Annotated in this window: 7 protein-coding genes; 5 read left to right on the top strand and 2 right to left on the bottom strand. The window is 69.8% G+C overall.

Going from position 1 to position 12,016, the window contains the following annotated elements:
* Positions 1–215: 215 nt before the first annotated feature.
* Positions 216–1,436 (bottom strand): trypsin-like serine peptidase, encoded by a 1,221-nt coding sequence (locus ACWCPI_RS02305; protein WP_451036299.1) that lies wholly within the window; start codon positions 1,434–1,436, stop codon positions 216–218.
* 353 nt (positions 1,437–1,789) lie between these two features.
* Between ACWCPI_RS02305 and ACWCPI_RS02300 the strand changes: the two genes are divergently transcribed.
* The 4 genes from ACWCPI_RS02300 to ACWCPI_RS02285 all read left to right on the top strand — a co-directional run bounded on the left by ACWCPI_RS02300 (position 1,790) and on the right by ACWCPI_RS02285 (position 9,805).
* Complete coding sequence (locus ACWCPI_RS02300) at positions 1,790–3,523, top strand: diaminobutyrate--2-oxoglutarate transaminase family protein (protein WP_451036298.1); 1,734 nt, start codon at positions 1,790–1,792, stop codon at positions 3,521–3,523.
* A 602-nt stretch (positions 3,524–4,125) separates the two neighbouring features.
* The gene (locus tag ACWCPI_RS02295) at positions 4,126–6,189 is read left to right on the top strand and encodes an IucA/IucC family protein (RefSeq protein ID WP_451036297.1); all 2,064 of its coding nucleotides are present in this window, start codon (positions 4,126–4,128) and stop codon (positions 6,187–6,189) included.
* A 96-nt stretch (positions 6,190–6,285) separates the two neighbouring features.
* On the top strand, positions 6,286–7,155 hold the full coding sequence (locus tag ACWCPI_RS02290; RefSeq protein WP_451036296.1) for a GNAT family N-acetyltransferase: 870 nt from the start codon (positions 6,286–6,288) through the stop codon (positions 7,153–7,155).
* Between the two features lie 673 nt (positions 7,156–7,828).
* Positions 7,829–9,805 (top strand): ATP-dependent DNA helicase, encoded by a 1,977-nt coding sequence (locus ACWCPI_RS02285; protein WP_451036295.1) that lies wholly within the window; start codon positions 7,829–7,831, stop codon positions 9,803–9,805.
* 214 nt (positions 9,806–10,019) lie between these two features.
* Here ACWCPI_RS02285 and lexA read toward each other — a convergent pair whose 3' ends face one another.
* Complete coding sequence (gene lexA, locus ACWCPI_RS02280) at positions 10,020–10,799, bottom strand: transcriptional repressor LexA (protein WP_451036294.1); 780 nt, start codon at positions 10,797–10,799, stop codon at positions 10,020–10,022.
* Between the two features lie 587 nt (positions 10,800–11,386).
* Here lexA and nrdR point away from each other — a divergent pair.
* Positions 11,387–11,956, top strand: a complete 570-nt coding sequence (gene nrdR / locus ACWCPI_RS02275) for a transcriptional regulator NrdR (protein ID WP_451036293.1) — start codon at positions 11,387–11,389, stop codon at positions 11,954–11,956.
* Positions 11,957–12,016 lie beyond the last annotated feature (60 nt).

Below are 12,016 nucleotides of genomic sequence, written 5' to 3'. Positions count from 1 at the left end.
GGTGACCCCCCGTTGATACGTGCTCTGCAGTGGTGCCGGCTGCCTCGATGCCGCCCGGGCCGCCCGATGGGCACGTATGCGGCATCCACGACCCAGGGCGCGTGCGCGCTGCGCTGCGAACCTCTCGGACGCGACGCCCCACTGTGCCCGTGCGGTCGAGGGCGAACAGCGGCGAGGCGGTAAAGGTTCCTGCGCACCGCCCCGCCGTCGGTGCGTCACCGACCGGCGAACTTCTCGCTCACCGAGTCGAAGATGACCTTGGCTTCCTTGCCCAGCCTCGGCCCCGCGAGCCAGCCCGACTTCACCGGCCCGATGGAAGTGTTGGACACGAGCGCCGGCTTGCCGTCCGAGCCGGTCGCAACCCACCCGCCTCCGGACGAACCGCCGGTCATGGTGCAGCCGATGCGGTACATCGTCGGGTCCGAGGACCTGAGCGACAGCCGACCCGGCTTGTCCTGGCACTGGTAGAGCTTCTGGCCGTCGAACGGCGCGGCTGCCGGATAGCCGATCGCCTTGAGGCTGTCCACCTCGGGGACGGCCGGGGCGTTGAAGTCGACCGGGAGAGCGGAACCGACCGTCTCCTCAAGAGACTTACCGTTGCTCCCCTCTTCCGGCTTCACATGGAGCACGGCGAAGTCGTACGGCGCCCCGTCCCCGCCCGTCGCGCCGCCCTGCTCGATCCACTGCTCCGAGGTCTGCGCCCAGTCGGCCCACCACACGCCGTACGGAGCGACCTCTTCCCTGGCCACGCCCTCCAACTCGGCGCTCCCCATGCCCGCGTTGTTGTACGACGGCACGAACGCGATGTTGCGGTACCAGCCGCCGCTCTTGCCCGCGTGCACACAGTGTCCCGCGGTCCACACCATGTTGGACTTGCCGGGGTTGGCCGGGTCCTGCACGACCGTCGCCGAGCAGACCATCGTGCCCTTGGGCGAGTCGAAGAACACCTTGCCCGCCTCAGGGGCGTTGGCGTGGTACTCGGGCGACACGGCCTGTGCCTGCACCGGCTGCGGAGCCGGGTCGGTCACGCCCTGGTCGCCGGAGATGTCGCTGTCGTCGACGCTCCGGTCCGGGTCCTCGGCCTCCCGCATGCGGTCCGGATCCCACAGCCCCTCGATGATCGGGTTGATGTAGTCCTGGGCCTCGCGCAGCCAGTCCTCCTTGTCCCACTGCTTCCAGGCGCCGTCCCGCCACTTGTCGAGGTCGATCCCGTGCTCCCTGAGCTTGTCCTTGATGTCGTCCGGGATCGTGATCTCGCCTTCGCCTCCGGCCGCCGCCGAGGCGGTGGCGTCGCCGCCCGCCTCGGCATCGCCCGACTCGCAGGCCGTGACGGTGAGGGCCAGCGCGGCCGCGAGTGCGACCACGGGCAGCGGGGACCTTGTGCGGCGCGCGCTCCTCCCGCGGCGAGCGGTGGACGACGGCCGTATCGATCGCATGATCTGACTCCCCCTGGAGTGACAGTGTGGTGCCGCTGCCTTGAACTCCCGCTGGTCACATACCGGTTCCGCGTGAGGTCAGGGCGCGTTGGGACGGCATCACACACTATGCGGTCGCTGTGGGGGAGACCCGACGGAACGGCAACGGTTTCGCTACAGCAAGGATCTTGAAGCAACCCGTAACCCGGTGCACCGTCCGCGGTTGGTAGCCGTGGGGTGCCTGCTGCCCGTGAGCGGCCCCCAGTGCCCAGTTCCCCGGAGTTTCGAGTGGACGCTCGCGGGGCTTCGTATGTCGGGGCGGGCGAGGATGCGTCACACCTGCTCGCCCCTGGACAGCGGGAGGACAGGGAGCCATGGCAGTGACTGAATCTGTGCGCGGGGGGACGACCGAGTCGGCGAGGGCCCGTGCCGTGCATGAAGGGATCCTGCGGCGGCAGTCGGCACGCGAGTCCGCGGCGCGCACCTACGCCCGTGCCCTTCCGATCGTTCCGGTACGGGCGCGCGGGATGACCATCGAGGGCGCGGACGGCCGCCGCTACCTCGACTGCCTCTCGGGTGCCGGCACGTTGGCGCTGGGACACAACCACCCCGTCGTCCTGGACGCCATTCGCAAGGTCCTCGACTCGGGCGCACCGCTGCACGTCCTCGATTTGGCGACACCCGTCAAGGACGCCTTCATCACCGAGCTGTTCCACACCCTGCCTCCCGGTCTCGCGCGCCACGCCCGCGTGCAGTTCTGCGGGCCGGCCGGCACCGATGCCGTGGAGGCCGCCTTCAAGCTCGTCCGCGCCGCGACCGGACGCACCGGGATCCTCGCCTTCAGCGGTGCCTATCACGGCATGACAGCCGGAGCCCTCGCAGCCTCCGGGGGTGCCTTTGACGTACGGGTCGCGCGCCTGCCCTACCCGCAGGACTACCGCTGTCCCTTCGGCGTCGGAGGTGAACGCGGTGCCGAACTCGCCGCCCGCTGGACCGAGTCCGTCCTCGACGACCCCAAGTCGGGCGTGCCGCGCCCCGCCGGGATGATCCTCGAACCCGTCCAAGGCGAGGGCGGGGTGATCCCCGCGCCGGACGGCTGGATGCGGCGTATGCGGGAGATCACGGCCGACCGTTCCATCCCACTCATCGCCGACGAGGTCCAGACCGGCGTCGGGCGCACCGGTTCCTTCTGGGCCGTGGAGCACAGTGGCGTCACCCCTGATGTCATGGTCCTCTCCAAGGCCATCGGGGGCAGCCTGCCGCTGGCCGTCATCGTCTACCGCGACGACCTCGACGCCTGGCAACCCGGAGCCCACGCCGGAACGTTCCGCGGCAACCAACTCGCCATGGCCGCAGGCACGGCCACACTCGCCTACGTCCGCGAGAACCGGCTCGCCGAGCGGGCGGCCGAACTGGGTTCGCAGATGCTGCGCCGACTCTCCGTACTGGCCACCGACTTCGCGTGCATCGGCGATGTACGCGGCAGGGGGCTGATGATCGGGGTCGAGGTGGTGAAGCCTGAGGACGGTCCCGCACGTGCGGATGGGCTGCCTGCGGCCTTTGCTGCGATCGAGGGCACCGGCGAGGGCATGACCGAAGGCCAGGGGGCGCGTGGCGCTCGTGAAGGGCGCGGGGGTGTCCCCGAGCAGGACGGCCGGGGTGCCGTCGGAGCCGGGTGGGCCGAGGGCGAGAGGGGCGTGTCGGCAGGGCTCGACCCCGACGGGAACGCGTACGGCCTGTCGACGGACGTTCCTGCCGCCCCCCGACACGCAGGCACGGCGGACGAGTGGGGCCGGGAACAGCGCCCTCGTCCGGCAGCACCCGAACTTGCGGCTGCCATCCAACAGGAGTGCCTGCGACGTGGCCTGATCGTCGAACTCGGAGGCCGCCACTCCAGCGTCATCAGGCTGCTGCCACCCCTGACCATCAGCGACGAACAGGCTGCCGCGGTACTGGACCGGCTCGCCGACGCGGTGGACGCGGTGTCCCGCGGCCACGCCGGTCCGGACAGGACGCTCCAGCCAAGCCGACACCGACCGCGGCACGGTGGCCGAGGGGATGGAGCGGAACAGCCGGATGGGGCGGGTCGGGCGGATAGGGCGGGGTAACGGCGGCTGCCGGCGGCGCCAGCGTGCGCGTACCGGCCGATGCTCTCGCATCGGTGGTGATGGCCTCAGCCTCACGAAGGCCGCATCCGCGGGCGAGGCCAAGTGACGCTCGGGCAACGGATGCGGCGTCAAGTGACGCCCGGCCAATGGATGCGAGGAGGTCAGGTGAGCGAGGGCTGAGGGGCGGGAGGCCACGGGACGGAGGGCTGCGTGATTGGAGGCCACAGGACGGAGGGCTGCGGCAGACCAAGGACGGAGGGCTGAGTGACGTAGGCCCGAGGCACAGCTCCATCCCGATGACACCGCACTCCCCTCTCCACACCGTCTCGACCCGACACACCTTTCCAACTGCCCTTCCCATGAAGCGCGCAAAGGCCCCATGCCCGCCCACCCCCAGAAACCGCCGCCCTACGAGCCTGAACCACCTCAGAGGACCAGCCTTGATCACCAGCCCTGTATCCGACGGACAAGCCGACCTCCGCTCACGAGGTTCCTCCGAGGCACACGCCCCTCAGCAGGAGCCGCCCGTATCGACAATCGCGTCGGCTGCACCTGGTCAGGGAGCCGGTCACGGAAACGGTCAGGGAGGGTCCTTCGGCCGAGTGGGTACGCCTGTACCCGCACAGTCAGCCGCAGGCGTGCAGGCTCGCACCCACCCGCCGACAGACACTCCGGCGCCAGGGGGAGGCGCGCAGCAGCAAAGTGTCCCTGAGCAGGGGACTGTCGGGAGGCAGTCGCCGGTCCGAACGCCGACGCAGGCCTGTGCCCCGGACAGCGAGCCCGCCGCCCTGCACGGTGACCCCGCCGACCTCCTGGAGCATCCGGACCCGCACACCGCAGCCCAGGCCGCCGCCGTGGAGAACCTGCTGCGCTGCTGGGTCCGTGAGACCAACGCGCCGGCCCCTGAGGACGGGCTCCTCCGCATCCCCACTCCTGCCACCGGCACGGCCCTGCTGGTCCCGGTCCACTACTGGTCCCCCACAGGGTGGCATCGGTTCGGCCTCCCGCGACCGGCCAACGCCGCCGACCACACCCCGCCGATCGACGCAGTCACGCTCACAGCACTGCTGGCCCGGGAGAGCCTTGTCGAGTGCGCCGAGGGGGACGCGGGCGTCCACGCGGGATCAGGTGCGGACACAAAGGCGGGCACGAGCGCGGCGCCAAGGCCTGACGCGGAAGCGAAGGCCACGTCCGCCACTACCGACCTCGTCGTACGCGTCGCCGACTCCCTGCGACGAACCGTCATTTTCCTCACCGAGCGCCGGAACGACCCCGACGAAGGCGCCGACCTCTTCCTCACGGCCGAGCAGGCGCTCATGCTCGGGCACCCGTTCCACCCCACCCCGAAGAGCCGCGAGGGACTGTCCGAGGCCGAAGCACAGCTGTACTCACCTGAGGTGCGCGGCTCCTTCCCTCTGCACTGGCTCGCTGTCGCTCCTTCCCTCCTCGCCACCGACTCGGCATGGACCGAGCACGGGCGCGTCGTCCCCGCGGTCCAGCTCACGGCCCGACTGGCCGCCCATGAACTGCCGTTGCCCGACGGGTACGCCGCACTGCCACTACATCCCTGGCAGGCACGCGAGGTCCGGCAACGTCCCGAAATCGCGGCCCTGCTCGAAGCCGGACTGCTCCGCGATCTTGGCTCCCACGGTGCCCCGTGGCATCCCACCTCCTCCGTGCGTACCGTTCATCGATCCGACGCCGCCGCCATGCTCAAACTGTCGCTGGGCCTGCGCATCACCAACTCTCGACGGGAGAACCTGCGCAAGGAGTTGCACCGTGGCGTCGAGGTCCATCGACTCCTGCGCAGCGGCCTCTCGGTCGAATGGCAGGCCGCCCACCCGGGATTCGACATCGTTCGTGACCCGGCCTGGCTCGCCGTTGACGCGCCGGAGGGTGCCCCCGTGGCCGGCCTTGACGTGATGATCCGACACAACCCGTTCCGGTCGAGCGACGACGTGTCATGCGTCGCCGGCTTCGTCTCGCCCCGTCCTCAGGCGCAGACCGGAGGTGCTCCGGACCGGCCCAGATCGGACAGGCACCCCCTGCGGTCCCGTCTTGCCGACGTGGTCAACGGGCTTGCCGCCAGGACGGGGCGCCCGCGAGGAGCGGTCACCGCGGAGTGGTTCCTGCGCTACCTCGAACACGTGGTCCGGCCGGTGCTCTGGCTGGACGCCGAGGCGGGCGTTGCGTTGGAGGCACACCAGCAGAACACCCTGCTTCTCCTGGACGGCGACGGCTGGCCCTCGGGCGGCCGGTACCGAGACAACCAGGGCTACTACTTCCGTGAATCCCGGCGCGCGGAACTCGAAGCCCGGATGCCCGGAATCGGCGAGGCCAGCGACACCTTCGTCTCGGACGAGGTCACCGACGAGCGCTTCGCGTACTACCTCGCGATCAACAACGTGCTCGGTCTCATCGGCGCGTTCGGCTCCCAGCGACTCGCCGACGAACGGCTGCTGCTCGCCGCATTCCGCCGATTCCTGGGAGAGGTGGCCTCCGGTCCCGCCCGTCTGCACACGTCATTGCCTGCCCTCCTGCTCGACTCACCGGTCCTGCGTTGCAAGGCCAACCTGCTGACACGCTTGCACGGCCTTGACGAACTCGTCGGCCCGGTCGACACCCAGTCCGTCTACGTCACCATTGCCAACCCCCTGCATTCCTGACCCTCACTGCCTGGCTTCACCAACCGCTCTCCACCGCCCCACGAAGTCGCCGAGGAACATGCCCCGCGCGCCCCACCGCCCGAGAGGACTGCCGCCGTGCCGCCGACCGACTCGAGTGCTGACACCGGTACCACCCCCGTCACCGATCTCGGCGGCGTCACGACAGCGGGTGCTCTCGGGCCCCCTGTCGACAAGGCGGCCGGCACGGACGCGGACACCGAGGACACGCTGGATCTGGGGTTGCCCGAAGAACTTCTCGCGCTCCTTGCGGAGACCCCCGAAGCCGACGGGGGGCCGAACCCAGATTGCTCAAACGCGGCCGCACCCTCCTCCGCCCATCGGCACTCCGCCCTCCGGCACTCCGCCCTCCGGCCCTCTGCCCTTCGGTACACCGACGATCTGCTCGACACCGTGGCCGGCTGGGGGCCGATCAGCACACCTGCCGGGATGCTTCACCTGGTCCCCGTCGGCCTCGTCAGCGACCTCCCGCTTGTCAGCCGGTGGATGAACGACCCTGCGGTCGCGGCGTTCTGGGGGCTTGCCGGCCCGCCGAACGTGACCGAGGACCATGTGCGGGCCCAGCTCGCCGGCGACGGCCGCAGCGTTCCGTGCCTCGGCATGCTGGAGGGCACGCCGATGAGCTACTGGGAGATCTACCGAGCCGACCTGGACTCCCTGGCCCGGCACTACCCGGCACGTCCTCATGACACCGGTCTCCATGTCCTCATCGGTGCCGTAGGCGATCGTGGACGAGGGCTCGGGGGCACCCTTCTGCGAGCCGTCGCCGATCTCGTACTCGACAGGCGGCCCGCCTGTGCTCGCGTCGTCGCTGAACCGGACATGCGCAACACCCCTTCCGTCGCCGCGTTCCTCAGCGCCGGTTTCCGGTTTTCCGCCGAGATCGAGCTGCCCGCCAAGCGAGCCGCCCTCATGGTCAGAGACCGGACCTTGCGCCATCTGCTGTGACGCCAAGTCGCAGCGTCATCACTTTTGGTACACCGCTCGCGCCGATCCGGTTCCCGTCCTCGACGAACCGAATTCGAGTCGAGCCGATCTCGCCAGTGACCAGGGTGTTCCGCCGACCGAGTCGAGCGGCCGACCGGAACCAGCCGAAACCGGCCGCGCGCCCTCCACAGACCCGCTCCCCCTTGCCCATGTGCCGACCCACCTCCGTAAGTGCCGGCCCTACGAGCGGGCCCTGACCGAACCCGCACCGCCTCCAAGGCCAGCAGGGTCTGCGCCGCACTGCCCCGCACGGACCCGGACAGGACCGGCCCGGCACGCCCGGCGCGGCACGAACCAGGCCCGGCGCGGCACGAACCGGGACCAGCCCGGCCGAACCGGGACCAGCCCGGCCGAACCGGGACCGGCCCGGCAGGAACCTGATCGACCCCGTACGAACCCGAGCTGACCCCGTTCCGTACGTCCCGAACCGACCCCGTACCAAACCGAACCGGCCCCGCCACCAACCCGAACTTGCTCGACACGAACCCGAACCAGCCGCGCACCCACTCGAACCGATCCCACACACATCCGAACCACTCCGATCTCCACTCAAGGAACCCCCGGTCTTGATCCCACCCCCCGTCCCCACCGCGATCACCCGTCTGTCAGTGCCGAGCCGTAGGGTGGTCGCGCTATGACAAAGCCCTCACTCCACGAACTCCTGCATGCTGCCGTCACTGCCGTCGGCGGCACGGAGCGCCCTGGCCAGGTGACCATGGCCGAATCCGTCGCGGAGGCGATCGACGGCGGCTCCCATCTGCTGGTCCAGGCGGGCACCGGCACCGGAAAGTCGCTCGGCTACCTGGTGCCGGCGCTCGCGCACGGGGAGCGCGTCGTCGTGGCGACGGCCACCTTGGCCCTGCAGCGTCAGCTCGTGGAGCGGGACCTGCCTCGCACCGTCGAGGCACTGCATCCCCTGCTACGCCGCCGCCCCGAGTTCGCGATGCTCAAGGGCAGGTCGAACTACCTGTGTCTGCACCGTCTGCATGAAGGCGTGCCACAGGACGAGGAGGAGGGACTGTTCGATCAGTTCGAGGCGGCCGCGCCCACCAGCAAGCTGGGGCAGGATCTGCTGCGGGTGCGTGACTGGGCGGACGAGACCGAGACAGGTGATCGTGACGACCTGACGCCCGGAGTGTCCGACCGCGCTTGGGCTCAGGTCTCGGTTTCGTCCCGGGAGTGCCTCGGCGCCTCGAAGTGCGCGTACGGCGCCGAGTGCTTCGCCGAGATGGCTCGGGAGCGCGCCAAGCTCTCGGAGGTGGTCGTCACCAACCACGCGCTGCTCGCGATCGACGCCATCGAGGGCGCGCCCGTCCTCCCTCAGCACGAGGTGTTGATCGTCGACGAGGCACACGAGCTCGTCTCAAGGGTCACCGGAGTCGCCACCGGCGAACTCACTCCCGGCCAGGTCAACCGGGCGGTGCGACGCGCCGCGAAGCTCGTCAACGAGAAGGCCGCGGACCAGCTGCAGACCGCTGCCGAGGGCTTCGAACGGCTGATGGAGCTGGCTCTGCCGGGCCGTCTGGAGGAGATCCCCGAGGACCTCGCCTACGCGCTCATGGCACTGCGGGACGCCTGCCGCACCGTCATCTCCGCGATCGGCGCCACCCGCGACAAGTCCGTGCAGGACGAGGACGCGGTCCGCAAGCAGGCGCTGGCTTCGGTCGAGACGGTCCACGACGTGGCGGAGCGGATCACCAACGGTTCCGAGTGGGACGTCGTCTGGTACGAGCGTCACGACCGGTTCGGCGCGTCGCTGCGTGTGGCTCCCATGTCCGTGTCCGGGCTCCTCAGGGAGAAGCTTTTCGCGGACCGTTCCGTCGTGCTGACCTCCGCGACCTTGAAGCTGGGCGGAGACTTCAACGGCGTCGGCGCGTCCCTGGGCCTCGCCCCCGAGGGCACGGAGGGAGACGATCTTCCTCAGTGGAAGGGCGTGGACGTCGGCTCGCCCTTCGAGTACCGCAAGCAGGGCATCCTCTACGTAGCCAAACACCTTTCCCGCCCCGCGCGGGACGGCGATCGCGCCGACATGCTCGACGAGCTGACCGAACTGATCCAGGCAGCCGGTGGCCGCACGCTCGGCCTGTTCTCGTCGATGCGGGCCGCCCAGCTGGCGGCCGAGGAGCTCCGTTCCCGCATCCCGGAGTACCCGATCCTGCTTCAGGGCGAGGAGACTCTCGGCGAGCTGATCAAGAACTTCGCTGCCGATCCCGAGACGTGTCTCTTCGGCACGCTGTCTCTTTGGCAGGGCGTCGACGTCCCCGGTCCCAGCTGCCAGCTGGTCGTCATGGACAAAATCCCGTTCCCGCGGCCGGACGACCCGCTGATGAGCGCTCGGCAGAAGGCCGTGGAGGACGCGGGCGGCAACGGCTTCATGGCGGTCGCCGCCACTCATGCCGCGCTTCTCATGGCCCAGGGCGCCGGCCGGCTCGTACGGGCGTCGGGGGACCGCGGGGTGGTCGCCGTGCTGGACCAGCGGCTGGCAACGGCCCGGTACGGGAGCTACCTGAAAGCGTCGCTGCCCGACTTCTGGTACACGACGGACCGTAACCAGGTGCGTAAGTCGCTGGCGGCCATCGACGCTGCGGCGAAGCAAGCGGAGGCGGAGTAGGCGACGTGAGCGGGGCCGGCCCGGCGGACGGCAGCCGGGCCGGCCCCCGCTCACGCTCCGCTGACATGGGTCCTCGCCCCATGGCGTGTCGCAGGTCACGGAACGGACCAGGACCCACGGAACGGACCAGGACAGCACAGGGCCCCGGAACCGGCGCAGGGGTCCCGGGGCCCGGTTCAGGGAGCGACGCCTTCGGCCTCGCTCGCCGCGGCCGTCAGACGCGGCGCAGCACTGCCACCACCTTGCCCAGGATGGTCGCGTCGTCGCCCGGGATGGGCTCGTACGAAGCGTTGTGCGGGAGGAGCCAGACGTGGCCGTCCTCGCGCTTGAAGCGCTTGACCGTGGCCTCACCGTCGAGCATCGCGGCGACGATGTCGCCGTTCTCAGCGACCGGCTGGCGGCGGACCGTGACCCAGTCGCCGTCGCAGATCGCGGCCTCGATCATGGAATCTCCGACGACCTTCAGGACGAACAGCTCGCCGTCGCCGACCAGCTGCCGGGGGAGGGGGAAGACATCCTCGACGGACTCCTCCGCGAGGATCGGGCCACCGGCGGCGATGCGGCCGACCAGCGGGACGTACGACGCGGCGGGCTTGCCGGCGGTGTCCGTGGGCTGCACGGAGGCGGCCTGGTCTGAGCCGCGGACCTCGTAGGCGCGCGGGCGGTGCGGGTCGCGGCGAAGGAAGCCCTTGCGCTCCAGTGCCATCAGCTGGTGTGCGACCGAGGACGTGCTGGACAGGCCGACGGCCTGACCGATCTCCCGCATCGACGGCGGGTAGCCACGCCGCTGCACGGAATCCCTGATGACTTCGATCACTCGGCGCTGCCGGTCGGTGAGTCCCGAGCTGTCCGCCCGGATGCCGGGAGGTCGGCCTGGGAGGGAGCGCTTGTGTCCCTCGGGATTCACGGCTTCGTTCATCGCATGCACCGGCTCGAGTCGGCCCTGGGAGCGGTCCTGGGCGGTGATGGTGGCACTGCCTGCGGTGGTGGTCACGTCGGCCCCTCTCGATGGTCTCCCTGCTGCACAACGGTAGTTGCTTTCGAAAGGTTGCGCCAAACACACGTTCGAGTGAAATTTCGCGAATCGGCTGACGCGATCATGTGTCCGGGTGTATGGCTGACGCGCGGTCCGGCAGGCAAAAGGGTTGATTGTTGTACTCTTCACCGTCGGTGTCCGGCCTCGTGGGCCGTCGCCTCAGTCTGCCATCCGTCGGTGGATCGACTGCGGTCCGACCCTCCATCTGTGCGGGAGTCCCACGTCGCCTTCGTGCGGCGCTCACGGTATCTCCCTATGTGGCGCAGGGGCACCGCCGTGTATGTGACGCAGGGCCACCGCCGTGCATTCATGAGGTCCGCGTGCCCGGCGGGTTCTGCGGAGCGCTGCGTCCGAACGCGACACGCGCGTACCGCCTATGTGTATGAGCCAATCCCCACATGTAGTGGTTGGATTGCGGCAGCGGCCCAGAAGTTGTGGTCCCCCGGGTCTTCGGGCGTTCGGAGATCGCCTATGCTTGGGGCTGCTTCGCGGGGCCCATGAGGCCGGCGAGGCTATTGAGTCTGCTGTGAGGAGGGTTGGGAGTTATGCACTGCCCCTTCTGCAGGCACCCCGACAGCCGTGTCGTCGACAGCCGAACGACCGACGACGGCACGTCGATCCGCAGGCGCCGCCAGTGTCCCGACTGCTCCCGTCGTTTCACGACCGTGGAGACTTGCTCACTCATGGTGATCAAGCGGTCCGGAGTCACCGAGCCGTTCAGTCGTACCAAGGTCATCAACGGCGTGCGCAAGGCGTGCCAGGGGCGACCTGTCACCGAGGACGCCCTGGCCCAGCTCGGCCAACGGGTCGAGGAGGCGGTGCGGGCCACCGGAAGCGCCGAGCTGACCACCCACGACGTGGGACTGGCCATACTCGGCCCGCTGCAGGAGCTAGATCTCGTCGCCTTTCTGCGGTTCGCCTCCGTCTATCGGGCGTTCGACTCGCTTGAGGACTTCGAGGCTGCGATCGCGGAACTCAGGGAGGCGACCGGACGCCCCGCCGCGGACGACGACGACCGCGGAGACGACGCAGGAGCTTTGGCGGGGGGCCGGGAAGACGACCGCGGGTCCGGAGGGGCTGCACAGGTCCCCGTGCCCGCGAACGCCGCCGACTGAGGCGAGCCGGATCCGTTCTCGGAGTGCGGATCCGGACGGGAGGCGGCGGCACAAGACCTG

It is taken from the genome of Streptomyces sp. NPDC001920, assembly GCF_053594495.1.
This window is presented reverse-complemented; position numbering and strand designations above follow the sequence as displayed.

Excerpts from the sequence above, each read along its gene's own strand:
- ACWCPI_RS02305 (WP_451036299.1), bottom strand. The coding sequence starts at position 1,436 with ATGCGATCGATACGGCCGTCGTCCACCGCTCGCCGCGGGAGGAGCGCG.
- ACWCPI_RS02300 (WP_451036298.1), top strand. The coding sequence starts at position 1,790 with ATGGCAGTGACTGAATCTGTGCGCGGGGGGACGACCGAGTCGGCGAGG.
- ACWCPI_RS02285 (WP_451036295.1), top strand. The coding sequence starts at position 7,829 with ATGACAAAGCCCTCACTCCACGAACTCCTGCATGCTGCCGTCACTGCC.
- nrdR (WP_451036293.1), top strand. The coding sequence starts at position 11,387 with ATGCACTGCCCCTTCTGCAGGCACCCCGACAGCCGTGTCGTCGACAGC.